Origin of the sequence: Amycolatopsis tolypomycina, assembly GCF_900105945.1 — a bacterium.
In the GTDB taxonomy this organism is placed as follows: Bacteria; Actinomycetota; Actinomycetes; order Mycobacteriales; family Pseudonocardiaceae; genus Amycolatopsis; species Amycolatopsis tolypomycina.
On the sequence record NZ_FNSO01000002.1, the window covers coordinates 653,986 to 678,448 of the forward strand.

General features: G+C 71.9%; 20 protein-coding genes. 10 read left to right on the plus strand and 10 right to left on the minus strand.

What is annotated here, in order from left to right; genetic code table 11:
- Positions 1-24: 24 nt before the first annotated feature.
- From BLW76_RS04680 to BLW76_RS04705, 6 genes are all read right to left on the minus strand, one after another.
- The gene (locus BLW76_RS04680; protein WP_091304605.1) at positions 25-1,524 is read right to left on the minus strand and encodes a cell division protein PerM; all 1,500 of its coding nucleotides are present in this window, start codon (positions 1,522-1,524) and stop codon (positions 25-27) included.
- Between the two features lie 132 nt (positions 1,525-1,656).
- Positions 1,657-2,454: a DUF5336 domain-containing protein gene (locus BLW76_RS04685; protein ID WP_091304606.1), complete on the minus strand. Its 798-nt coding sequence runs from the start codon at positions 2,452-2,454 to the stop codon at positions 1,657-1,659.
- A gap of 207 nt (positions 2,455-2,661) precedes the next feature.
- Positions 2,662-3,552, minus strand: coding sequence for a succinate--CoA ligase subunit alpha (gene sucD / locus BLW76_RS04690; RefSeq protein ID WP_091304607.1), 891 nt, complete (start codon positions 3,550-3,552; stop codon positions 2,662-2,664).
- 1 nt (position 3,553) lies between these two features.
- Positions 3,554-4,723 (minus strand): ADP-forming succinate--CoA ligase subunit beta, encoded by a 1,170-nt coding sequence (gene sucC, locus BLW76_RS04695; RefSeq protein ID WP_091304608.1) that lies wholly within the window; start codon positions 4,721-4,723, stop codon positions 3,554-3,556.
- A 119-nt stretch (positions 4,724-4,842) separates the two neighbouring features.
- Complete coding sequence (locus BLW76_RS04700; protein WP_091304609.1) at positions 4,843-5,166, minus strand: hypothetical protein; 324 nt, start codon at positions 5,164-5,166, stop codon at positions 4,843-4,845.
- Positions 5,156-6,703, minus strand: a complete 1,548-nt coding sequence (locus tag BLW76_RS04705; protein WP_244170040.1) for a hypothetical protein — start codon at positions 6,701-6,703, stop codon at positions 5,156-5,158. Before BLW76_RS04705 ends, BLW76_RS04700 begins: the two co-directional genes overlap by 11 nt.
- 1,204 nt (positions 6,704-7,907) lie before the next feature.
- On the opposite strand from BLW76_RS04705, the gene BLW76_RS04710 reads away from it, so the two are divergent.
- Positions 7,908-8,588 (plus strand): M23 family metallopeptidase, encoded by a 681-nt coding sequence (locus tag BLW76_RS04710; RefSeq protein ID WP_091304610.1) that lies wholly within the window; start codon positions 7,908-7,910, stop codon positions 8,586-8,588.
- Positions 8,589-9,407: 819 nt separating this feature from the next.
- Here BLW76_RS04710 and pcrA read toward each other — a convergent pair.
- On the minus strand, positions 9,408-11,822 hold the full coding sequence (gene pcrA, locus BLW76_RS04715; protein WP_091304764.1) for a DNA helicase PcrA: 2,415 nt from the start codon (positions 11,820-11,822) through the stop codon (positions 9,408-9,410).
- Between the two features lie 145 nt (positions 11,823-11,967).
- Between pcrA and BLW76_RS04720 the strand changes: the two genes are divergently transcribed.
- The 7 genes from BLW76_RS04720 to BLW76_RS04750 all read left to right on the plus strand — a co-directional run bounded on the left by BLW76_RS04720 (position 11,968) and on the right by BLW76_RS04750 (position 19,248).
- Complete coding sequence (locus tag BLW76_RS04720) at positions 11,968-12,384, plus strand: DUF1707 SHOCT-like domain-containing protein (protein WP_091304611.1); 417 nt, start codon at positions 11,968-11,970, stop codon at positions 12,382-12,384.
- Between the two features lie 161 nt (positions 12,385-12,545).
- Entirely contained in the window at positions 12,546-12,842 is a 297-nt protein-coding gene (locus BLW76_RS04725) for a chorismate mutase (RefSeq protein WP_091304612.1), read from the plus strand.
- Between the two features lie 65 nt (positions 12,843-12,907).
- On the plus strand, positions 12,908-13,222 hold the full coding sequence (locus BLW76_RS04730; RefSeq protein WP_091304613.1) for a hypothetical protein: 315 nt from the start codon (positions 12,908-12,910) through the stop codon (positions 13,220-13,222).
- 358 nt (positions 13,223-13,580) lie between these two features.
- Positions 13,581-15,179 carry a hypothetical protein gene (locus BLW76_RS04735; RefSeq protein ID WP_244170041.1) on the plus strand — a complete coding sequence of 533 codons (1,599 nt, stop codon included), beginning with the start codon at positions 13,581-13,583 and terminating at the stop codon, positions 15,177-15,179.
- A 259-nt stretch (positions 15,180-15,438) separates the two neighbouring features.
- Positions 15,439-16,299: a hypothetical protein gene (locus tag BLW76_RS04740; protein ID WP_091304614.1), complete on the plus strand. Its 861-nt coding sequence runs from the start codon at positions 15,439-15,441 to the stop codon at positions 16,297-16,299.
- A 215-nt stretch (positions 16,300-16,514) separates the two neighbouring features.
- Positions 16,515-18,137, plus strand: a complete 1,623-nt coding sequence (locus tag BLW76_RS04745; protein WP_091304615.1) for a serine/threonine-protein kinase — start codon at positions 16,515-16,517, stop codon at positions 18,135-18,137.
- Positions 18,138-18,150: 13 nt separating this feature from the next.
- The gene (locus tag BLW76_RS04750; protein ID WP_091304616.1) at positions 18,151-19,248 is read left to right on the plus strand and encodes a serine/threonine-protein kinase; all 1,098 of its coding nucleotides are present in this window, start codon (positions 18,151-18,153) and stop codon (positions 19,246-19,248) included.
- 62 nt (positions 19,249-19,310) lie between these two features.
- Here the strand turns inward: BLW76_RS04750 and BLW76_RS04755 are convergent, their stop codons facing one another.
- Together BLW76_RS04755 and BLW76_RS04760 are read right to left on the minus strand one after the other, a co-directional pair.
- Positions 19,311-20,912 carry an MSCRAMM family protein gene (locus BLW76_RS04755; RefSeq protein WP_143060538.1) on the minus strand — a complete coding sequence of 534 codons (1,602 nt, stop codon included), beginning with the start codon at positions 20,910-20,912 and terminating at the stop codon, positions 19,311-19,313.
- A gap of 289 nt (positions 20,913-21,201) precedes the next feature.
- On the minus strand, positions 21,202-22,104 hold the full coding sequence (locus BLW76_RS04760) for a LysR family transcriptional regulator (protein WP_091304618.1): 903 nt from the start codon (positions 22,102-22,104) through the stop codon (positions 21,202-21,204).
- Positions 22,105-22,211: 107 nt separating this feature from the next.
- Between BLW76_RS04760 and BLW76_RS04765 the strand changes: the two genes are divergently transcribed.
- Together BLW76_RS04765 and BLW76_RS04770 are read left to right on the plus strand one after the other, a co-directional pair.
- Positions 22,212-23,180 carry a DMT family transporter gene (locus BLW76_RS04765; protein WP_244170042.1) on the plus strand — a complete coding sequence of 323 codons (969 nt, stop codon included), beginning with the start codon at positions 22,212-22,214 and terminating at the stop codon, positions 23,178-23,180.
- Between the two features lie 80 nt (positions 23,181-23,260).
- On the plus strand, positions 23,261-23,824 hold the full coding sequence (locus BLW76_RS04770) for a hypothetical protein (protein ID WP_091304619.1): 564 nt from the start codon (positions 23,261-23,263) through the stop codon (positions 23,822-23,824).
- On the opposite strand, the gene BLW76_RS04775 is transcribed toward BLW76_RS04770, so the two are convergent.
- A complete protein-coding gene (locus tag BLW76_RS04775; protein ID WP_482746686.1) occupies positions 23,782-24,450 on the minus strand; it encodes a response regulator in 669 nt (222 codons plus the stop codon). The two genes, BLW76_RS04770 and BLW76_RS04775, sit on opposite strands and share 43 nt — an antisense overlap.
- Positions 24,451-24,463 lie beyond the last annotated feature (13 nt).

Sequence of the window (24,463 nt, forward strand, 5' to 3'; positions counted from 1 at the left end):
GCGCTTCACCAGGTCACGTAAACCCTAACGGTCGCCCTCGGCCGGCTCGACGTCGCCGCAGGTCTCGGTGCCTCCGGTCACAGCCTCGCCGACTTCGGCGGCGCTTTCACGTGAAAGTGGCGCGGGGGCAGAGGCGGCACTTTCACGTGAAAGTGGCGGGTCTTCGAGGCCGAGCTCGGCGTCGGCCTCGGCTTCGAACTCCGCGTCCTCGTCGGGTTCTGCTTCGTCCTCTTCGGACGCTTCCAGCTCCTCGACGGCTTCGGACGCTTCTTCGGGGTCGACGTCGTCGGCGTCCTCGAAGGCCTCGTTGTCTTCGAGGGCTTCGGGCGGCGGCGCGGGTGGCTCGTGCTCGCCCGCGAAGAAGGCGACGAACGAACCCGGGATGACGATCCAGCAGAACGCCACGATCGAGGCGACCCCGACGGGGACGCTCACCGGATCGAACAGGCCGTCGCCGAGCCGCCCGCCGGCCAGCGTCCCCAGCACGACGCAGCCGAGCGCGACGACGGCGCCGGCGACCGCGACCGCGCGGATGCGCTGCGCCGGATCGGCGTCGACCCTGCGCAGCGACCAGCCGGCCAGCGCGCCGGCCGCCGCGGGCAGCACCAGCAGCGCCGGCCACCAGGCCGCGTGCTGCTCGGGCAGGCCGCCGAGCAGCGGGACGGCGGGCACCGGGCCGCCGCGGTAGCCGAACATCCCGACGGTGAGCGACCCGATCGAGAACCCGGGCCCGGTGACGAAGGACATCGCGGCCGTCACGGCGTTCGGCAGGTACAGCAGCGAGAGCAGGAAGAGCCCGGCGCTCGTGCCCAGGCCGGGTTCGTACGTGCTGGCCACCGTCGACCACGACAGCCCGGTCGCGACGGTGAACACGGCGGCGCCGCAGGCCACCAGGACCGCCAGGCTCGTCGCGCCGGTGCGCAGCCCGCGCAGGGCGAGCGGGTCGAGGCGGTCCGCGACGGCGTCCGGCAGCCCGCACGACCGGACGATGCCGGCGACCGACGCCGCGGCGGCGAGCAGCCCGGGCACGGCGAAGGCCGCCACGGGGTTCGCCGTCACCGGCGAGCCCTGCGCGCAGAGCGCGACGACGAGCCCGAACACCGCGTGCGCCCCGGTGATCGCAACCAGCACCGGCCGGGCTTCGCGGAAGGACCGGCAGCCGAGGCGGCGGGCGGCGCCGGACGCCGTCCGCACGGTCAGCGCGAGCACGCCCAGCGTCGGCAGCAGCGGCAGCACGCCGAGCGGGTGCCCGCCGATGCCGAGGCGCACCTGGTGCGCGGCGAGCCAGCCGGGCCCGGCGGCGAGCAGCACGCCGGTGCCGGAGAAAGCGGCGCGGCCGGCGGTGAGGGCGACCACGGCCAGCACGGTCGCGACGGCGGCGTAGCCGGTGATCAGCGGGCCGAGCGCGGCGGCGAGCAGCACGCGCGGCCGCGACGCCGCGGCGGGTTCGGGACCGGGCCCGGGTTCGCCCACCGCTTCACCCGGCGGGTGGGGTTCGTCGGTGAGCAGCTCCATGATCCGCACCCTGACATCCGGGCTGCTCCGTCCGGGTGAGCCACGCCGCCGCCGGACGGCCCGGCTCACCCGACCGGGTCACACCGGACGCAAAACACCCGCTGTGACACAGAGCGTCACAGCGGGTGTTCGAGGACTTCGTCAGTTCGTCTTGCCGAAACCGCCGGGCGGCGTGCCCGGGTTCTCCGGCGGCGGCTGCTGGAAGAACTGGCCCTGCTGCGGGGCGTACGTCGTGGCCTGCTGACCCGGCGGCGGCGTGGTCGACGGCGGGTTCGGCGAGCCGTACTGGCCCTGCGAGAACGGCGCCGACGGCTCACCGGTCGGGGCGACCGGCCCCGGCCCGTGGCCGGGCTGGCCGAACTGCTGACCCGGCTGGCCGGGCTGACCCGGCTGGCCGAACTGCTGCTGGCCCTGCTGACCCGGCTGGCCGTACTGGCCGCTGTAGGACGGCGCGGCGGGCTTCGGCGACGGCGGCTTGATGATGTCCTGCTCGATCAGCAGCGCGCCGACCGCGACGAGCATCTGCAGGATCGCCAGGATCAGGATGACGGTGACGATGCCGGGCGACGTCTGCATCGCGATCAGCGTGTCGAGGACGCCGAGCGCGCCGAGGACGCTGAACAGCGCCGCGAACGGCAGCGTCTTCGGGCCCTTCGGCAGCAGCTGCATCGCGGCGAGCAGGCCGCCGCCCAGCAGGAACACCCCGCCGAGGCCGACGTCGCCGTCGTCGGAGAAGCCGAGGAAGTACTGCACGACGCCGAGGCCGGCGACGACCAGCGAAAGCAGCAGCGGGAGGTTCTGCGGCAGGCCCGCACCACCGGAGGACGCCTGGTGCGAAGGCGGCGGCTGCTGCGCCGGGAAGCCACTGGACGGCGGTCCGGGGGGCTGCTGGCCGCCACCCTGCTGGGGGTAGCCGGGCCCACCGCTGGGGAAGGTCATCGATGCACTCCTGTCGGTTCGACCGGCACTCCGGGCGCGCGCGGGCGCCCGGAAGAAGACGAGGCGGCTTGTGTGCGCAGAACGCTAGCGCACTCCGGGGCCACCAGCCCACCAGACGCGTGAATACCCCGCGCGGTTTCGTGCCGAACGCGGAAAGGCCGGGCCCCCGTGCGGGGGCCCGGCCTCACCAGGAGTTACGCGCCAACCTCAGCCGAGGTTGTTGTACAGCTCACGCGCGAGGACGGCGGTCTCGCTCGGGGTCTTGCCGACCTTGACGCCGGCGGCCTCGAGGGCCTCCTTCTTGGCGGCGGCCGTGCCGGAGGAGCCCGACACGATGGCGCCCGCGTGGCCCATGGTCTTGCCCTCGGGCGCGGTGAAGCCCGCGACGTAACCGACGACCGGCTTCGTCACGTTCTCCTTGATGTAGGCCGCGGCGCGCTCTTCGGCGTCGCCGCCGATCTCGCCGATCATCACGATGACCTTGGTCTCGGGGTCGGCCTCGAACGCCTCGAGGGCGTCGATGTGCGTGGTGCCGATGATCGGGTCACCGCCGATGCCGACCGCGGTCGAGAAACCGATGTCCCGCAGCTCGTACATCATCTGGTAGGTCAGCGTGCCGGACTTCGACACGAGGCCGATGGAGCCGGGGCCGGTGATGTCGGCCGGGATGATGCCGGCGTTCGACTTGCCGGGGCTGATCACGCCGGGGCAGTTCGGGCCGATGATCCGGGTCGTGTTGCCCTTGGCGACGGCGTGGGCCCAGAAGTAGGCCGAGTCGTGCACCGGGATGCCCTCGGTGATCACCACGGCGAGCGGGATCTCGGCGTCGATCGCCTCGATGACCGCGTCCTTGGCGAACTTCGGCGGCACGAAGATGACCGACACGTCGGCGCCGGTCTCCTTGATCGCCTCTTCGACGGTGCCGAAGACCTTGAGGTCCTTGCCCTCGATGGTGACGGTCTGGCCGGCCTTGCGGGCGTTGACGCCGCCCACGATGTTCGTGCCGGACTTCAGCATCTTGGTGGCGTGCTTCATGCCCTCGGAGCCGGTGAGCCCCTGGACGATGACCTTGCTGTTCTCGTTCAGGAAGATCGACATCTCACGCACCTGCCGCGGCGAGCTCGGCAGCCTTGTCGGCCGCGTTGTCCATTGTGTCCACCACGGTGACCAGCGGGTGGTTCGCGTCGGCCAGGATCTGGCGACCCTCGACGACGTTGTTGCCGTCCAGGCGGACGACCAGCGGCTTGGTGGCCTCGTCGCCCAGGATCTTCAGGGCCTCGACGATGCCGTTCGCCACCGCGTCGCACGCGGTGATGCCGCCGAAGACGTTGACGAAGACGCTCTTCACGTCGGTGTCGTTGAGGATGACGTCCAGCCCGGCCGCCATGACCTCGGCCGACGCGCCGCCGCCGATGTCGAGGAAGTTCGCCGGCTTCACGCCGCCGTGCTTCTCGCCCGCGTACGCCACGACGTCCAAAGTGGACATGACGAGGCCCGCGCCGTTGCCGATGATGCCGACCTGGCCGTCGAGCTTGACGTAGTTGAGGTTCTTGGCCTTGGCCTTCGCCTCGAGCGGGTTCTCCGCGTCCTTGTCGACCAGGGCCTCGTGGCCCGGCTGGCGGAAGTCCGCGTTCTCGTCGAGGGTGACCTTGCCGTCGAGGGCGATGATCTTGTCCTGCGGGTCGCGGACCAGCGGGTTGACCTCGACCAGGGTGGCGTCCTCGGAGACGAAGGTCTCCCAGAGCTTCACCACGACGTCGGCGGCTTCGTCGATGATCTCGGCCGGGAAGTTGCCGGCCTTCAGGATCTCGAGCGCCTTCGCCTTGTCGACACCGGCGATCGCGTCGACCGGGATCTTCGCGAGCGCTTCGGGGCGCTCGACCGCGAGCTGCTCGATCTCCATGCCGCCCTCGGAGGACGCCATCGCCAGGAACGTGCGGTTCGCGCGGTCCAGCAGGAAGGAGAAGTAGTACTCGGACGCGATGTCCGAGGCTTCGGCCACCAGCACGCGACGCGTGATGTGGCCCTTGATGTCGAGGCCGAGGATGGCTTCCGCCTTCTCCTTCGCCTCGTCCGGCGTCTGGGCCAGCTTGACGCCGCCCGCCTTCCCGCGGCCGCCGACCTTCACCTGCGCCTTGACGACGACCTGGTTGCCGATCTGCTCCGCGGCGGTCTTGGCTTCTTCGGGGGTGCTAGCCACGGCACCCGGCAGAACCGGTACTCCGTGGGCGGCGAAGAGATCCCTCGCCTGGTACTCGTAGAGGTCCACTACTCCAGTCTCCTGACGACACGCCACTGTGGTGGTCCGCATTACCGGACCGCGCTGTCGGACCAGTCGAGGTTAGCGACCTGCGTGAACGCAGGGGACTCCGCACCTGGTGAAGTCGGTCACCGTGCGCGGTCAGACGGTGCTTCCCCGGTGTGAGTCCGCCCACCGGCAAGCCGTTTCACCACTTCCGCGGCGGTCGCGGCCGTGAAGACGGGGACGTCACCGAGCGCGTCTTCGAGGGCATCGGGTGGCGCGGCGCCGAGGACGCCGACCGCGTCCGGGTCTTCCTGGTCGGCCGTGCTGCGGAGCTGTTCGAGCGTGTCCAGCCGGCCGGCGTGGACGACCTCGATGCCGTCGTCGCGCAGGACGCGGGCCAGCGCGACGGCGGCGGGGTCGGGCCGGGTGAACTCCACAAGCAGCACCCGGAGGCGCTCACGGCGCACGGCGTCCCTGACGACTCACTGCCAGCCCGGCGGCGACGAGCAGCGCGGCCGTGGCGGCGAGCGCGACCCAGAACCCGGTGGCGGGGCTCGCCCCGCCCAGTGAGCCGCCGACGAGCGGCAGTTCCGCGGCGTGCAGGGCCGTGAGCAGGGCGGCGCCGGCGAGCAGGGCGGCGGCCGGCTTCGGCCGGGACCGCGTCGCGAGCGCGGCCGCGCCGACGACGACCGCGGCGGCGGTCAGCAGGCCCCACGAAGGCGTGTCGAAGCGGGACCAGAGGCCGGCGGCGACGTAGCCGGGAACGGCGAAGACGGGCAGCCCGAACGCGGCGACGGCCAGGATCGCCCCGGCCACGGCGGGGGCGAGGACGTTGCCGCGGGTGGCGCCCTCCCCGGCGTCCTCGCGTTCGACGACCCCGGTACCGGCGGCGGCGAGCGCGGCCAGGGCGGCGAGCACGAGCGCGGCGAACGTCCAGGCGGCGCCGGCGCCCAGGTCGTAGGTGAAGACGGGGGCGGCGGTGCCCCCGAAGCCGGCGAGGTTGCCGGCCTGGGTGGCGGTCAGCGCGGTGTTGAGGACGGCGGTGCCGGCGAGCACGATCCCGGCCCAGACGACGCCGAGCACCGGCCGCGCGAGGGCGGCGGTCTTGGTGACGAGCACCCCGGCGGCGGGAACGGCGAGCACGACGGCGGCGACGAGCAGGAACCACCGGGCAGGACTGTCGGCGGCGGCGCTGACCGGCGTGACGGCGCCGGGGTTCAGCGCGGTGACGGCGACCTGCGGGGCGAGGGCACCGATGACCGCGGCGACGGCGGTGGCGAGGCCGAGCAGGCCGGTGGTGAGCCGCCACCAGAAGAGGCTGGGCAGTTTCGCGGCGCCGGCGAGGTTCTCGGTGCCTTCGGCGACGGCTTCGGTCAGTCGCGTGCCCGCGAGCCCGGCGATGCCGGCGGTGGCGACGAGGGCGAGCACAGGCCCCCAGGCGACGTCCAGGTCGTCCCGGAAGAGCCCGGCGAGAACGGGCGGCGCGGCGACCGCGAAGGCCGCGGCGGCCAGCCCGGCAAGCGCACCGCGCGCAACGGGTTCGGCCGGAGCGGCGAGCGCGAGCGCGGCGGCCAGCGGCAGCGCGGCGGCGAGCAGGAGGTATCCGCCGAGGGCGGGCCAGGGCCCTTCGAAGGCGGCGCGGGCGAGCAGGAAGCCGTTGCCGGAGTGGACGGGAGCGGTGAGCAACCCGGCCCCGGCGACGACGGCGAGCAGCGGGACGAGCAGCCGCCACCGCCGTCGTTCGGGTTCGTCGTGGCTCCGCAGCGCCCGCCAGGCGGCCACCCCGGCAGCGCCGGTGAGCAGGTGCCCGGCGACGAGCAGCCAGAACCCGGCGCCGACGGCGGAGCTGCCGAGGAACCGGTCCGGGAGGTAGAGCTCGGGCCGGATGGTGAGGGGGCCGTTGACGGCGAACTGGAGGTCGAGAACCAGCCGGCCCGGAGCGAGGGCGGCGAGCCCGAGGACGAGCCCACCACCGAGCCCGGGCCGTTTGGTGGCGAGCCACACGGCGGCGGCGACGGGACCGAGCGCGAGCAGGGCAAGCCAGGGCCAGCCGGCAAAGCCGGGGCCGGCGGCGGGAGAGACGGGAACGAACCCGGCGGCGGTGAGCGCGATGGCGCCGAGTGCGGCCAGGGTGAGGGCTGGGGTGAGGTTCGGGGTGTCGTCGGCCCAGGTGGGGGGTTCGGCGGCGGCGGCGGTTCGGGGGGTGGCGGGTTGCTGAGGGGTTTGGGGTGTCTTCGCCGCTCGGCCGGGGCTGGGGGGCTCGGTCGAGTCGGCCGCGGCAGTTCGCGCGGTGGTCGCCGGACCGGCTTGGCTGCTCGTGAACGGCTCGGTCGGGGGTTCGGCGGATCCCTGCCCGGCACGGCTGCCGGCGAATGGCTCCGTGGGTGGCTCGGCCGACCGCCCCGCAGAACCCGCTTCGCCGTCGCGCGCGCCCGCTTGGCTGGTGAACGGCTCCGTCAGGGGCTCGCCCTGCTCCTCCGCAGAGTGGCCGGTGTCCGCTGAGCCCGCCGTGGGGCTTGCGGCCGCCTCGGGGGTGGTCGACGGGAGTGCAGCTTCGGCTTCCGGCCGGGATGGGCCGGCCGATCCTCGCGCCTGGGGGGCCGGGCGGGGTTCGGGAGTGCTGCCGGTGGGGGGCTCTGCGCGTGGGGGCATATTGCCCGCGACGCTAGCAAGGCTCGGGCCTCCGGGGAGCGTCGCCGGGGCGCGAGTCGTCGAATGCGCTTCAACCTCCTCTCGCAAACCTTTATTCCGCCCGCCGGGCACCTCCGAGACCGGAAGACCGGCTTTCGAGACCCTCGGAAGGCGCGCAAGCCTGTAAGGCAAGTCACACCAAACGCCGTAAACGGGTTCTAACTTTGGGTGATTTCCACAGGTAAACGCTCTGCCGCCTCCACCCGTTCGGCCGACAGCGGGGGCACACCTTGCCGACAGCGGTACCCCTTCGTTACTGTCCCGGGGTCCCCATTACAGTCAGGTCACGAAGTAGGACGCCGAGCAAACCACCCCCGAGGTTGGCTCACCGGGTTCCCCCGCCCGCAGTCCTCGACCCGGCTCCCCGACGATGGAAGGCCCTGTCTTGGCTTCACACCGCTCCCCCGGCGGCCAAGCTCCTTCCCCGGCACTGAAGGACGCGCTCGAAGGCGCGGTCGTCCGTGTCCGGGGTGCGCACCGCATCGCCCCGCCCTCTTCGGCCCTTCGCGGCCGTGTCGTGGTTGCCGCTGTCGCGGCTGGTGCGTTCGCCGCCGCCGCTGCGGGTTCGACGCTCAAGACGGTCACCGATTCCGACGCCGCCTTCACCCCCCTGGCGAACAGCCAGGACGCCAGCGCTTCCCTGACCGCGGGAGGTGCGGGCTCCGGGGGTGCCCCCGAGCTCCTGCCGGCCAGCCACGTCGTCGACGCCTCCGCCGAGGCCGCCAAGCTCGCCGACAGCGCCTCGATCACCCAGGCCCGCGAGCAGCGCGAAGCCGACGCCGCCAAGAAGGCCGCCGAAGAAGCCGCTCGCCCCAAGACCTGCCTGCCCGCGCACGGCACCTTCACCTCGGGCTTCGGTGCCCGGTGGGGCACGAGCCACCTCGGCATCGACATCGCCAACTCGATCGGCACCCCGATCTACGCCGCCTCCGACGGCACCGTGATCGAGGCCGGCCCGGCCAGCGGTTTCGGCCTCTGGGTGCGGATCCAGCTCGACGACGGCACCGTCCAGGTCTACGGCCACATGAACTCCTTCTCCGTCAAGGAGGGGCAGAAGGTCAAGTGCGGCCAGCAGATCGCCGAGATCGGCAACCGCGGCCAGAGCACCGGCCCGCACCTGCACTTCGAGGTGTGGCAGAACGGCACCAAGAAGATCGACCCCCGGCCCTGGCTGGCCGCGCGCGGCGTCGTTCTCTGATCCGCTCGTTCCCCACCTGCCCGCCGGCACCCACTGCCGAGCGGGCGACAACGCCGGAAACCCGGTGGTAGCACCATGATTCGCCACGGCAGGGCTCGCACCCTCCGCGGCCGAGCGTGAGCGGACACCCGCCACTGCGGAGAACGACCGGGACAGCCGCCGCCGTCGATCCACCACGGAATCGCCGCCAGAGCGAGCAAGGACCCTCCGGACGGCCGGAACCATTCCCGGCCCGGGAAAAACGCGCCACGGGCCCCTCAGCGCCCGCAACCGCCTACCGCTGCCCGCCCGGCAGCCGCCGGATGAAGTAAGCCACCGCGACCTGCCACACCGTGCAGAGCCCCGCCGGCCGCCGCACCGGCAACCAGCCCCAGGACACAGCTCCCCCTGTGTCCTCGGCGCCCCCCGCGGAGCGGACACGCGCGGCACTCCGGGCCCTTGTCGTCCAGCGGCGTCCCCGGCCGCAGGCGAGACAGCGCCAACAGGTGGCGCATTGCCCGTCCGCGCCGAGCTCGTGCTGCCTGAGCAGCGCTCGCCAGGCGGCGGCCAGCCGGCACGCCTCCGCTCCCGCACGCGAAGGAATTCCCGAAGTCCCCGCAGGTTCCCGACCCCGATCCGGAACCGTCGTCTCCAGGACTCCTCGCAGATATTTCTGTACCCCTTCGGCCAACAGGCCAAACAGCACCGCGTCCACACCACGCTACTCCCTCCGTCGAACCTTTGTTCGATCGCAGGGTCAGTTCTACCGGGTGGGTACGACGATTCCGGCGGCGATCGGGGAGATCGCCGCCGGATTCACTCGGACGAGTGGCGTGCCGCCTAGAGCTTCACCATCGGGACGCTGCCGATCAGCATCAGGCGGACCTTGCCCGCCTGGCCGAAGTCGATGGTGGCCGTCGCGCGCGGGCCGACGCCGTCGCAGGAGATCACCGTGCCGAGGCCGTACTTGTCGTGGCTGACGCGGTCGCCGACGTCCAGCTTCAGCGCCACCGTGTCCTTCCAGCCCTTGCCGAACGACGGCGTGCCCGCGGAAGACGGCGAAGACGACCGGCGGCCGCCCCAGGTGGTCGCCGCCCGCGGTGTGCCGCGCGAACCGGAGCCGAACGAGCCGAAGCCGCTGCTGGACGGCTCCAGCCGCCGCCAGTCGACCAGGTCCGGCGGCAGCTCGTCGAGGAACCGCGAAGCCGGGTTCATCGACGGCTGGCCCCACGCCGAGCGCGTGATCGCGCGCGAGACGTACAGCCGCTTCCTGGCGCGCGTGATCGCGACGTACGCGAGCCGCCGTTCCTCGGCCAGCTCGGTCGGGTCGCCCAGCGCGCGCATGTGCGGGAAAACGCCGTCCTCCCAGCCGGTGCAGAACACGACCGGGTATTCCAGGCCCTTCGCGGTGTGCACGGTCATCAGCGTGACCACGCCCGCGCCGCCGTCGCCTTCCTCGCCGCCGTCGGGCGAGGGCACCGAGTCGGCGTCCGCGACCAGCGACACGCGCTCGAGGAACGCCGGCAGCGAGCCCGGCGCCGGGACGCCCTCCTCGACGACCAGCTCGGCGTTCTCGTCCGCGACGACCTCGGCGGTGATCTCGGTGAACTCCCGGGCGACCGTCACGAGCTCGTCGAGGTTCTCCACGCGCGTGTGGTCCTGCGGGTCTTCCGACTCCTCGAGCTCGGCGCGGTAGCCGGTCTTGTCGAGCACGGCTTCCAGGACGTCGTGCACCTCGGCGCCGTCCGAAACCAGCGTCCCCAGCTCGTCGAGCATCGCCACGAACCCGCCGATCGCCTTGACCGAACGCGGGTTCAGCAGCGGCACCCTGCCCTCGACGGCTTCCCGCAACGCCTGCGCGAAGGAGATCCGCTCGCGCTCGGCGTGCGTTGCCACGACGGCCTCGGCGCGGTCGCCGATGCCGCGCTTGGGCACGTTCAGCACGCGCCGCAGGCTGACCGTGTCCTCCGGGTTCGCCAGCACGCGCAGGTAGGCGATCATGTCGCGGACCTCGCGGCGCTCGTAGAACCGCACGCCGCCGACGACCTTGTACGGCAGGCCGAGCCGGATGAAGATCTCTTCGAAGACACGGGACTGGTTGTTGGTGCGGTAGAAGACGGCGACGTCCGAGTAGTCGGCTTCGCCCTTCTCCGCCAGCGCGTCGATCTCGCCCGCGACGAACGCGGCTTCGTCGTGGTCGTTGTCCGCGACGTAGCCGACGATCTTCTCGCCGTCGCCCGAGTCCGTCCACAGCCGCTTCGCGCGGCGGTTCGGGTTCCGCTCGATGACGGCGTTGGCCGCGGACAGGATCGTCTGCGTGGACCGGTAGTTCTGCTCCAGCAGGATGGTGTGCGCGTTCGGGAAGTCCCGCTCGAACTCCTCGATGTTGCGGATCGTCGCGCCGCGGAAGGCGTAGATCGACTGGTCCGCGTCACCGACGACGACCAGCTCGGCCGGCTCGACACCGGCCTCGTTCGGCGCGGTCCCGGCCAGCTCGCGGACCAGGGTGTACTGCGCGTGGTTCGTGTCCTGGTACTCGTCGACCAGCACGTGGCGGAACCGCCGCCGGTAGTACTCGGCGACGGCCGGGAACGCCTGCAGCAGCGAGACCGTGCGCATGATGAGGTCGTCGAAGTCGAAGGCGTTGGCCTGGTTGAGCCGCCGCTGGTACTCGCCGTAGACCTCGGCGACGCGGCGCTCGAGGTCGTTGCCCGCGTTCGCCGCCGCCGTCTCCGGGTCGGTGAGCTCGTTCTTCAGGTTCGAGATGTGCACGGCGAGCGTGCGGGCGGCGTAGCGCTTCGGGTCGATGTCGAGATCCCGTGCCACCAGGGTGATCAGCCGCTTGGTGTCGTCGGAGTCGTAGATGGAGAAGCTCGACGACATGTCGAGCGTTTTGGCTTCCCGGCGCAGGATCCGCACGCACATGGAGTGGAAGGTCGACACCCACATGGCGTTCGCGCGGCGCCCGACGAGGGCGGCGACGCGCTCGCGCATTTCGGCGGCGGCCTTGTTGGTGAAGGTGATCGCCATGATTTCGCCGGGGTGCACGCGGCGCTGCCCGAGCAGGTACGCGATCCGGCGGGTCAGCACCCGGGTCTTGCCCGATCCCGCGCCCGCCACGACCAGCAGCGGGCCACCGGCGTGGGTGACGGCTTCGCGCTGGGCGGGGTTGAGGTCGTCGAGCAGCTCGGCCTGCCCGCCGGCGGCGGGCTTGCGCACAGGGGTCGCGGCGGGGAGATCGAAGAGGGTGTCCATCGTGGCGTCCACGCTACCCCGGGCGGGCCGGGCTCCGGCAGAAGCGTGCCGGGGCGGGCGATCCCCGGCTACCGCACCGGGCGTAGCGGGAGGTGCCGCCTCCCGCCCGACGCGCCGCGGGCCGTCCGCGCGGAGCATCGGTCCCATGGAAAACACCCGCATCCGGGCCGCCGACGCCGATCGCGAACGCGTCGCCACCGCCGTCCAGATCGCCGGCTCCGAAGGCCGGCTCACCCTCGAAGAGGTCGAGGAACGCCTCGGCCGCGTCTACGCCGCGCGGTTCACCGACGAACTCGGCGCGCTCACCGCCGACCTGCCGCGGCCCGCGCCGCCGTCGAGCGGCTTCCCGCTCACCCGGGCGGCGCTGCGGCGCCATCCGGCCCTGCGCGTCCACCTCGCCGTCGTGGTCGCGATCGCGGTGGTGGCGACCGTGCGGTGGGTGGCGCTGGGCGCCGGGTTCTTCTGGCCGGTGTTCCCGGTGTTCTGGCTCGCGGTGAGCCTCTTGGTTCATGCTCGGGTGCGCTCGGCCCGGGAGCGCCCCCGCACCGCTGTGCCATACTGATCGCATGCGGCACCACACGGAGCGATTTTTTTACGGGACCCGGACTCCGGCTCCCGTGATCGCGTAGTGCCCGAACCGCCATCACGCCAGCCCCGGAGTCCACGGACCCGGGGCTGTCGCCGTCCCTGGGGCCGGGTCCGGGTCTCGAGGAAGAGGTCCCGATGAACGCACACGCGACGAACGCCGACGGCCAGCCCGCCGAGCACACCCCCGCGGGCGACGACATCGCGTCGCTCCGCCAGGAGATCGACTACCTGGACAAGGAGATCCTGCGGCTGGTCAAACGCCGCGTCGAGGTGTCCAAGAAGATCGGGGCCGCGCGGATGGCCGCCGGCGGCACGCGCATCGTCTACAACCGCGAGATGGACGTGCTCGCGCGCTACCGCGAACTCGGCCCGGACGGCCGTCAGCTGGCCATGGCGCTGCTCAACCTGGGACGCGGGCGGCTCGGCCGGTAACGGTTACGGCGAATTCGGGGGTTTCCCCGAGGCGTTCGCGGCCCCGGTGCAGGCAGACTGGGTGCATGGACTGGCTCGTGAACCTCATCGCCGTCATCGTCGCGCTCGCGAGCGTGCTGGCCGCGCTGGGCCATGTGGGGTATCTGGCGCTGCTGAACAACGCGGCGGGTAAGCGTGCCGGGGGCGCCCCGGTCGCGCAGTACGTCAAGAGCAGGTGGGCCGTTGCCGGCGGTACCACCGCGGCCTCGTTGTTCGCCTGGTTGCTCACGGCCGGGGGACCGACGCTGGACGTTTTCGCGATCATCGTCGCCGCGGGTAGCGGCGTGGTGGCGACGAAGGCGCTGCAATCCACGCGGGACCGTTACCGCACGGGAGACTGAAAGGCCTGATCAGGGGCGATGGCGCTGCGTGAAACTTCGCAGCGTCACCATCGCCCGTTCGGTCGCGCCCGACCGAGTGAAACCTGTGCAACTTGCAGGTTTGGGGGCGACTTTCTCCACCGGATGCTCCTAGGGTTGACGTTGTGAGGACCCTTGCGTCTGGGTCGGGCGATGCCCGCAGGACGCGCGGGGGCACTGGCCCCGCGCGCCCCCAGTCGCGTGCGCGTGCATCTGCGCTGGATTCCGAACGAGATTCCGCGCGTGATTCCGAACAGGATTTCGCGCGTGCGGATGCTCCGATCGGGTCGACCCGGCGCCGGGTGGCGTCAGGACCGCGTGGCCGGGTGGTCGAGCTCACATGAGCCAAGGCACGGAGTTCCACGGACGCGCCACCGCGCCCGCGCATCCCGGACGGCACCGGCGCGGCGGCGCGGAGAGCTGGACGCCGCCGCTGCCGCAGCACCGCCCCGTGCGACACCACGCGGCGGGTGGTTTGCCGGTTGAGCCGTCGGGGGGTGGTTCGCAGCCGCGGTGGCAGGCCACGACGGGCTCGCCGGAGCCGGGCTCGCCGGGCTTGCGGTTTCCCGCCGATGCCTCTCCGTACTACGCGGACCCCGGGCCGACCGGCTCCCATCCGTTGCGGCCGCACGCCGCCCACCCCGCGCACGACCCGGCGACGACCGGTGCCGATCGGATGACCGGTGCCGATCGCTCGCCGTCCTACTCCACCGGCCCCGGCTCGGCCGACTGGTCCGTGGGCGGCAACCCGCCCTCCTGGCACCACGCCGGCTCGTCTTCGCTGCCGCACTCCTCGCACGCCGACCCGCTGGAGGTCGGTAGCCGCCCTTTCCGGCACTGTGCCGGTGACTCCGGGCCGGCCGATCCGCCGGTCTCCGGGTCTCTGCCGCTTCCGCAGCCGTCGCTTCCGCAGCCCCGTGACCGGCGACTCGGGCCGCCCCTGTTCCCCGCCTCGCACGGCAGCCTTCCGCTCGACGACTTCGACGATGACGACGACTTCGAAGACGGCGACGAAGGCGAAGCGCCCGAAAGCCGTGCCGATCAGGCCGCCCGGCGCACGCGCGTCTCGCTGGCCTCCCCCGCTCCGCGGTGCATCGACCTCGATGAAGACGATGTCCGCGTCTACTCCGCCCCGCCGCTCGATGGCCTCGGTGGCCTCGGTGGCCTGGGCGGCTTCGCCATCGGGTCCGTGCCCGCCTCGGTGACGCCGCCGAAGACCTGGCGGAAAGCCGCCTGGTTCGCCACCGGGGCCTCCGGTGCCGTCGTCGTCGGGCTCCTGTGCGCCGGGTCCTTCCTCGTCGGGAAGCCGCCGATGGACCAGGCCGTGCAGGGTGCCTGGCCCGGCTACCAGGGCGTCCCGACGATCGCCGACCCCACCGGCGACCGGCCGCCGCCCACCGAGGGCGGGTCCGCGGCCGGGCCGAAAACCGCTTCGCGACCGGACGACGACGCCGCCGGGACGACGCAGGGCGGTGGTGGCGCCGGGCCGGTCGACGGCGTCGCTCCCCCGGTCGACGACAGCGCCTCCGCGCCCGGCACCGCGACCACCGGACCCGCCGACCCGAGCGCGCCGCCGCGGAAGCCGCCGGTGGCGCCCGCCCAGCGCGAGACGCCCGTGAAGCCGCCGTGGTGGTACTCCTTCCCGCCGGACGCCCAGACCATGGGGGACAACTCGGAGAAGTTCTTCAACACCGTCACCACCGACCCGTCCGCGGCGTCGTCGGTGACCACCGGGCAGCTGCACGACCAAGGGCCGCAGGCGCTCGCCCAGCGGTACGCCGGCATCGCCTACTTCGAGGTCAAGAAGGTCAGCATCGACCAGCAGCGCGGCGTCACCGTGAACACCGTCGAGGTCACCCACACCGACGGCACCAAGACGCTCGAGGAGCGCACCCTGACATTCGGGGACGGCGACAAGATCACCTCTGACGGTCAGTAGCCACGTCTGCACGTGCGGTTCGCCCGTTCCGATGCACGTGCGGTGCGCCGAGCGGTAATGCCTGGTCCGGGTGGGTGACATAAGCTGCCGCTCGTCGTGTTGCGACGGCATTCCGGCGACAGAGCCTGGTGGTCGCCGTCCGCACAGGGTTACCTGACGACAGCGAATCGACAGACCGGCCATGAGCCGACCAACCGGACCAACGGGAACCCGGCCGAACGGCCGAGTGACCGTCCCCGGACCCAGAGCGAGGACTTTCGTGCTTGATCGGCAGCGCACACGGCGTGAGTCACCCCACGCCGTCCGCGTCGAGGACGTCATCCCGGCGGAGATCCTGGACGGCGTCGCTGACGCCGACCGTGATCACCTCGAGCAGGTCTTCCGCGACCCGCAGCGGTTCCTGCCGGCCCGGACCGAGCCGGTCCGCGAACCGGAGCAGGCCGAGGACGCCGGCGAGCCGGAAAGCCGGTTCGCACGCCGCGCGAAGCTGACCGGGCTGGTCGCCGCGGGCGCGCTCGTCGCCGGTGCGGTGATCGCCGCGCCGATGCTGACCAGCTCCCACCGCGCCGCCTCCTCCTCCGGTGGCCAGTCCACCCCCGCCGGCTTCACCGGTGCGGCCGAGCTCGGCGGCCTCGCCGTGCCGCAGCACCAGGCCGGCGGCAGCGCGCCGGAGCGGCACAGCACGGTGACGCCGGGCACGCCCGCCGAGGACACGCCGTCGGCGCACGCCGAGGACGGCGCCCCGCGCACCCAGGCACCGCAGGCCGCCGCCACCCCGGTGCCGGACAAGGCCGCCGACGCCCGCAGCGCGAGCCGCAAGATCCAGGCCGTCAAGGAGTTCTACGCCAAGATCGCCCGCGACTCGGCGGGCGCACTGGCGCTGCTGAGCCCGGCGCTGGTCGACGGCGCCGCCGGCGAGCTGGTCCGCACCTGGAGCACGATGGACGCCATCGACGTCCAGGAGGCCGACACGCAGATCAAGCCGGACGGCTCGATCCTCGCGGTCGCGACGCTGCACCGGCCGGACGGCGCGCTCGTGCGCGTCACCCAGCTGTTCCGGGTCGCCGACGCCGGCGGGTTGATCACCGAAGCCGAGCTCGTCTCGGCCCAGTACATGTAGCCCACCGCGATCACCCCTTCACCCCTGGTTCAAGTGCCCGTGCCGGATTCGTGTGCGCAGAGTGAGCGCCTAGCCTTGTCACGGGCCGGTCTCGGAAAAACCGGCTCAGAGCCCACGACATGTGCATACGCTCCAGCGAAGCGGCGTGTTCGTGGCCGCGTCACCAGGCACCGATCCGCACGCCCTGGTGAAGCCGGAGCCCAAAGGGAGGTCGCGTGAGCGACGAGGGTCGTCTGGTCGCCGATCGGTACCGCATCGTCGGCCGGATCGGCACGGGCGCGATGGGGGCCGTCTGGCAGGCGCACGACGAGGTCCTGGGCCGCACGGTGGCCATCAAGCAGCTCCTGCTCCAGCCCCACCTGGACCAGCACGACGCCGAGGACGCCCGCCAGCGGACGATGCGCGAGGGCCGGATCGCGGCCCGGCTGCACCACCCCAACGCGATCTCCGTGTTCGACGTCGTCACCGACGACAACGGCCAGCCGTGCCTGATCATGGAGTACCTCAACTCCACCAGCCTGGCGGCCGTGCTGCAGGAACGCCGCACGCTGCCGCCGACCGAGGTGGCGCGCATCGGCGCCCAGGTCGCCGCGGCGCTGCGCGAGGCGCACGCGGTCGGGATCGTGCACCGCGACATCAAGCCGGGCAACATCCTGCTCGGCGGCAACGGCGTCGTGAAGATCACCGACTTCGGCATCTCGCGGGCCAAGGACGACGTCACGGTCACCAAGACCGGGATGATCGCCGGCACGCCCGCCTACCTGGCCCCCGAGGTCGCCATCGGCGGCGAGCCGGGGCCGGAGTCGGACGTCTTCTCCCTCGGCTCCACGCTCTACGCGGCGTGCGAGGGACAGCCGCCGTTCGGGCTGTCCGAGAACACGCTGAGCCTGCTGCACGCCGTCGCGGCCGGGCAGATCAACCCGCCGCGCCAGTCCGGGCCGCTGGCCAGCGTGCTGGCCGTGCTGCTGCACCCGGACGTCGAGCACCGGCCGACCGCCGAGGAGTGCGAGGAGCTGCTGGCGGCCGTCGCCCGCGGCGAGACCCCGCTCGGCGGCCCGGCCGACGAGACCATGATGGCGCCGTCCGCCGGCGTCCTCGGCGCGGCCGCCGTCGCCGACCCGAACGCCACCCAGATGTTCGACGAGATCCCCGCGGGCCACTCGGGCACGCTGCTCGGCGGCGGGGCCCCGACGCAGGCCGTGCCGTTCTACGACGAGGACGACTACCCGGAGGCCACCGGCTACCCGGAGGACGACTACGACGGGTACGACCACTACCGCGAGGACGACCGCCACGCGGCCGGGGGCGTGCCGCCCGGGCTGGCCGCGACCCGCGCGGTGCCGGTGCCGCCGCACGAGCAGCACGGGTACGAGGACGACTACGACGATTACGACGACGAGCCGGTGCCGCCGCCCCCGGCCCGCTCGCGTCCGCAGATGAGCCCGGTCGACGACGAGGACGACAAGCCCGGCGCCTGGAAGCGCCCGGCGATCATCGGCGGCATCGTCGTCGTGGGCCTGGTCGCCCTTGTGGTCTGGCTGCTGAGCCCGAACAACCCGGAGGCGCCGGCCGCGCCGATCCCCAGCAGCAAGCCGACGCCCACCTCGACGTCGGAGTCGCTGCCGGCCACGACCGAGGACCCGGTCAGCACGGCCGACGTGCCGCCTCCGGTGACGGAATCGACTTCGTCGTCGAAGCGGGCGACGACGTCGAGGAACAGCGAAACTCCGACGACCACGCCGACGAAGTCGAGTCCGAAGACGACGCCGCCGGAAACCAGCAGCGACGCTCAGCCGACGACAACGCCGGTAACGCCGACTACGTCCACCACGCCGTGACCCGAGGTATGTGTTGAGTTCCGAAGGCACCATCGTCGGCGGCCGGTTCCGGCTGGACCAGCCGATCGGCCGCGGCCGCGCCGGCATCGTGTGGCTGGCGTTCGACACGCGGCTGTTCCGCACCGTCGCGATGAAGCGGATGTACCTGCCGGTCGGCGCGGGCGACCGCGCCGAGCAGGCGCGCGCGGCCGCCATGCAGGAGGGCAAGGACGCGGCGCGGATCGAGCACCCGTCCGCGATCAAGGTGTTCGACGTGCTGCCGGAGGGCCAGGACGTCTGGCTGGTGATGGAGTACATCCCGTCGCGCAGCATGGCGACGTTCCTCGCCGAGCACGGCAGGCTCACCCCCGACCAGGCGGCACAGCTGGGCATCCAGCTCGGCAACGCGCTGGCGGCCATCCACGCGGCCGGTTTCGTGCACCGCACCCTCGAGCCGGGCACGGTGCTGCTGGCCGACGACGGCGGCGTCAAGCTCACCGACATCGGCATCAGCGGCGGCGGGCCGCACGCGGCGTACGTGGCGCCCGAAGTCGCCCGCGGCCTCCCGGGCACGCCGGCGGCGGACGTCTTCTCCCTCGGCGCGACGCTCTACACGGCCGTGGAGGGCGTGCCGCCGTTCGGGGAGGACGGCCAGTCGTCCGAGCGCCCGCCGCAGAACTCCGGCGTCCTGACCGAGGCCCTGCGCAAGATGCTGCGGGCGGACCCGGTCACGCGGCCGACGATGGCGGACACCGTCCGCTCGCTGCAGGCGATCACCGAAGGCCGCGAAACGGCGTTCATCCCGCCGACCGCGCCCGGGATCCCGCCGCCCCCGCCGCCGCCCTTCAACCCGGGCCTGGCGGCCGCGGGGCCGCCGATGCCGCCGTCGGGACCGCAGTTCCAGCAGCAGCCGATGCCGGTCGCCGCGCCCGGTTACGCGGGTGCTGAGGAGACGCAGCGGATGCAGCCGGTTGCGCCGCCGACCCAGTACGCGCCGCAGCCCGTGCCGGGTGCCCCGCGGCAGGCTCAGGCGAGCAACCTGCCGGTGTCGAAGAAGACGCTGGTGACCGTGGCCGCGATCCTCGCGGCGGTGCTGGTCGGCATCCTCGTCACCGAGCTGTTCTTCGTCTAGGCCCGTCCGGACAAGGGCTTGCCGGGCACGGACGTCCGCACCCGGCAAGCGTCCCCTTCACCTCACGGGTCGACCACGATCACGCAGGTGTAGGTGCCCGGTTCGAGGTCCTTCGCGGTGACGGACCCGTCGCCGCCGGCCCCGGTGGAGCCGCTCGCGACACCGCAGTCGATCGTCGACGCCGTCCCGCCGGCGACCTGCGAGTCGACGCTGACCGTGAGGTCGGTGAGCGGCGTGTTGTGGAACGACACGCTCTCGCCGGCGTACGGCGTGGCGCCGCAGGTGGCGGTGTTGTCGACCGTCACGGACTTGTCGTTGGCGTCGACGTGGTAGCCCGCCGGCACCGTCTCGTGGACGGTGTAGCTGCCGAAGGTCAGGCCGTCGAAGCAGGCGACGCCGGCGCTGTCGGTGGCCTTGGTGACGCCGTTGACCGTGAAGTTCACCCCGGCGTGCGGGTGGTCGCCCGCGCCGTCGGCGGCGTGCTTGCGCGTCTTCGTCACCTTGATCGCCCCGAGCTGCAGGGTGTTGGTGAAGGTGCAGGTGACCGTTTCGTCGGCGCTGACGTCGATGTTGGTCACCGGGCTGCCGTCGTCGCAGGTGGCGCTCGTGAGCGACCAGTTCGCGGGCACCGTCTCGGCGGCGGTGTAGCCCGAGCCGGCCTGGACGTTGGTCGTCGTGTTCGACTCGCCGTTCTTGAGGGAGAACGACTTGTTCAGCGCGGACGGTCCGCCGGTCAGGGTGAACGAGAACGCCGTGTTCGTCGGATCCGGCGACGGTGCCGTCACCTTCTGGATGACGATCTTGCCGCAGTTGGAGATGCTCACCGGCTTCGGCGCGATGAAGTCCTTGAGCGCCGCGGTGAACGAGTCCGAGGAGCGGCTCTTGAGGTAGGCGGCGCCGAAGGCCTTGCAGGTGCCCGCGGGCAGGATGCCCGAGTCGGTCAGGTTGATCGCCGCCTCACCGAAGGTGCGCGTCGACAGCGTGCGCGGGGCGTTCGGCGCGATGGGGTCGGTCACCGGCACCGCGTTGATCGAGCCTTCGAAGTTGGCGCCGCTCAGCGCGTGCACCTTGTCCCAGCACGGGAGCGAGTTGCTGGCTTCGCAGACCGTCGCGGCGTTGCCCGTGGTGGTCCAGAGGTGGTAGCCGAGCACCGGGTTGACGCCACCCTGCGACAGGTCGTACTTGATCAGCACGTCACCGGCGGTGCGCACCGGGGTCACGCCGTTCGCGCTCACCGTGCCCGACTGGTTGAACTCGAAGTCCATGTTCGTCGTGCCGGTCGGCTCCTGGACCCGCTCCCACGCCAGGTACAGGAACTCCTTGCCGCTCACCCGCTCGTTCGCCACGTACAGCCGGGTGAGGTCGCTCTTGTTGTTCGGGATCGAGCCGTCGACGACGGTCGGCACGGCCGTGTCCTCCTTGGTGCCCTGGCCGAAGGAGTCGTCCGTCTGCCCGGTCGGCTTGTCCAGCGCGGTCACGAGGTGGGGTGCGTTGGCCCAGTCCTGCGTCTCGTCGTTCAGGACGAGGTTGCCGTCGGCCGCGTCGAACGGGCTGGGGGCGAGGTTGGCTTCGGCCGAGGTGAGTGTGCCGAAGGTGAGACAGACGGCGCCCAGCAAGGTGATGCCGACGCGACGCCGTGCGCGTCTTGTCGCTCTGTTGCTCATGATGGTTGCTCTCTGCAGGGAGGGATGAGAGAAAGCGGCAGGAAGGCGCCGCTCGTGGCATTTCTCCGTGGCCGCGGCGAACGGCGCGGAGATCACTGATCGCGTGACCACCGTAAGCGACGAAGAAGCCAACTCCCAGGGTCGGACAGCCCTATCAGTGCAGGTGAGCGACCCGAAAGATAACTACCATGCGTGACTTGGCCACGATCAACCCGCCCCACCCGGCGGCAAATCACGCATTCTTTTATCGAATCGAGAGATTGCCGGAAAAGAGCCGGGACTTTTTCAGTCAGGCGACTTTCGCGGTCGCCGCGCGCATGGCTTCCAGCAGGGTGCGGACGGCCGGGTGGCCCCACGCCCGGGACGCCACCGCGGCGTGGATCGTGCGGACCGGTTCCGGGTGGCGGATCCTGCGGACGACCACGCCGGGGTGCGGCGCGCCGAGGCCCAGCTCGGGGATCAGGCCGACGCCGATGCCGGCGGCGACGAACCCCTGCGCCGTCTGGTAGTCCTCGGACTCCACCACGACGTTGGGCGTGAAGCCGGCGGACGCGCAGGCGCTGTCCAGGATGTCGCGGCAGACTCCGGGGAGGCCGTCGACGCCGACCCAGGGCTCCTCGGCGAACTCCGACAGGTCCAGCACGCGCTTGCGCGCCAGCGGGTGGGTCTTCGGCAGCACCGCGCGGTACGGGTCGTCCAGCAGGTGCACCAGCTCGACGCCCTTGCCCGGCGGGGTCTTGCGCGGGAAGACGGTGATCGCGACGTCGGCGTTGCCCGCCTCGACGTCCATCATCGGGTCGTCGGGTTCGACGAGCTTGAGGTCGAGGCGCACGCCGGGGTGCTCGCGGCGGACCGCGGCGATGGCGGGCGGGACCAGCGACGCGCCCGCCGTGGCGAAGTAGCGGATCGAGACGCGGCCGATGCGGCCTTCCTTGAGCTCGGTCAGCGCCGCTTCGGCCCTGGCCAGCTCGGCGCTGAGCGTCTCGGCGTGCTCGGACAGCAGCGCGCCCGCCGCGGTCGGCCGGACGCCGCGCCCGACGCGTTCGAGCAGTTCGGTGCCGGCCTCGCGTTCGAGCGCGGAAAGCTGCTGGCTGATCGCGGACGGCGTGTAGCCGAGGTTCCGGGCCGCGGCGGTGATCGACCCGCTGGTGACGACAGCGCGGAGAACCTGCAGGCGACGGACGTCGAGCATGCTCCGAATCGTACAGCTCGACTTAAGTGTCCCTGCAGTTATTTTCGCTTGTCCTTACGTCTCGGCCGGGTGAAGCTGACGCTTGATCGACGAAGGAGGACTGGGGAGTGGGCGAGACGAAGACCCTGCTCAGGATCGGCGCGCTGGCCTTGATGTGGGGCTCGAGCTTCTTCTGGATCAAGCTGGGGCTGGGGATGTTTTCGCCGGTGCAGCTCGTGCTGGCGCGGCTGGTGCTCGGCGCCGCCCTGCTGCTGGTGCTGTGCCGGCTGCAGCGGGCGCGGCTGCCGCGTGACCGCCGGACGTGGGGGCACCTGGCGGTCGCGGCGTTCTTCCACAACGCGCTGCCGTTCCTGCTGTTCGCGATCGGCGAGACGACGGTCGATTCGGGGATCACCGGCGTGCTGAACTCGACGACGCCGCTGTGGGTGCTGCTCGCGGCGCCGCTGATGGGAACGTCGTCGCGGATGACGGCGACCCGGCTGGCCGGGCTGCTCGTGGGTCTCGGCGGGATCCTGCTGATCTTCGCGCCGTGGCAGGCATCGGGCCTGCTGAGCTGGGGCGCCCTGGCGTGCCTCGCGGCGGCGGCGAGCTACGGCTTCGCGTTCGTCTACGAGGGCAAGTACCTGTCGTCCCCGACGTCTTCGCCGTACGCGATCTCGGCCGGGCAGATGATCCTGGCCAGCGGGATGCTGGTGCTGGCGGTGCCGGTGGGCGGGCTGACGCCGGTGCACGTCTCGACGGGGCCGCTGCTCGCGGTGCTGGTGCTGGGCATCGGGTCGACGGGGATCGCGTTCGCGCTGAACTACCAGCTGCTGGCGAGCGAGGGCGCGGTGGCGGCGTCGGTGGTCGGGTACCTGCTGCCGGTGGTTTCGGTGCTGCTGGGCGCGGTGTTCCTGGGTGAGCAGCTGCACCTGCGGGTGATCGCGGGCATGGTGGTCGTGCTCGGCGGGGTGGCGCTGACGCGCCTGCATTGGCCGGAGCGAGAGGTCGTGGGCGAGCCCGGTGACCAGGTCGACGGGCTTGGTGACGACACCGCCGGGCGTGCGCCGCGGCCTCTCGCTCCGCTGGCGGACTGAGGCTCAGGCTGGACCGTAACAGCGCAGCCGGAACTTCCGACATTTCGCCCGACCAAGAAGCACGGCGGCGCGGAGTGCGGATGGAAACGGTAGAAGCGATTGCGGTCGGAATCTTGTCCAGTGTGGTGGCTTCGGCGCTGTGGATCCTGATCCTCAGCCGGCTGACTCCTAAAATGATCATTTCGCCGGAGATCGCCGAAGACCCAGCAACGCGGGCTTTCCGCATCAAGGTGGTCAATCTCAGCCGTCGCGCCGCGGTCGACCTCCGCGTCGAAGCCCACCTCGTGACATCGATCGGGGTACGGGGCGGCAGGGTCAACCGGCGTATGCCGCTGATCTGCGGCAACCCTCCGCTTGTACTTCCTCGCCGGATCCGGGCGAGCAAGGAGTCCGACAACGCCTACCGCCTGCGCATCGACTCGAACGTTCGAGAGCTGTGGTCGGCCAGCCCGGACTCGTTCGTCAGGCTGCAGATCTTCGCCCGCCACGAGGTGACCGGCATGGGGAAGATGTTCGAGCGGCGCTACCACCACCCGGGGTCCGAGATCGTCATGGGCAGCTTCGTTCACGGTCAGGACATGACGGTCACGCCCGAGTCGGCTCAGACCAGGCGGCGGTCGGAGGCCCAGCGGGAGAGCTCGTAGCGGTTCGAAAGCTGGGTCTTCCGCAGCACGCTCGACACGTGCGTCTCGACCGTCTTCACGGAGATGAACAGCTCCGACGCGATCTCCTTGTACGCGTACCCGCGCGCCAGCAGGCGCAGGACGTCGCGCTCGCGGGGCGTCAGCAGGTCGAGTTCCGGGTCGTTGATCGGGGCCGAGCCCGGGCGGTCGGCGAACGCGTCCAGCACGAAGCCGGCCAGGCGCGGGGAGAACACCGCGTCGCCGTCGGCCACGCGGACCACCGCGCGGACCAGTTCCTTCGACGAAATCGTCTTCGTCACGTAGCCCCGGGCGCCCGCGCGGATGACCGCGATGACGTCCTCCGCCGCGTCCGAGACCGAGAGGGCCAGGAACACCACGTCCGGGAGCTCCGGGCGGACCCGGCGCAGCACCTCCGCGCCGCCGCCGTCGGGCATGTGGACGTCGAGGAGCACCACCTGGGGCTTCGTGCGGGCGATGCCGGCGACGGCCTCCGCCACCGAGCCCGCCTCGCCGACCACGCGGACCTCGGTGGTGATCGAATCCAACTCGGTGCGGACCCCCGCGCGGAACAGCGCGTGGTCGTCGACGAGGAACACCTTCACCGGTTCGCGCTGGTTGTCCGTCACGAGTTCGAGCATA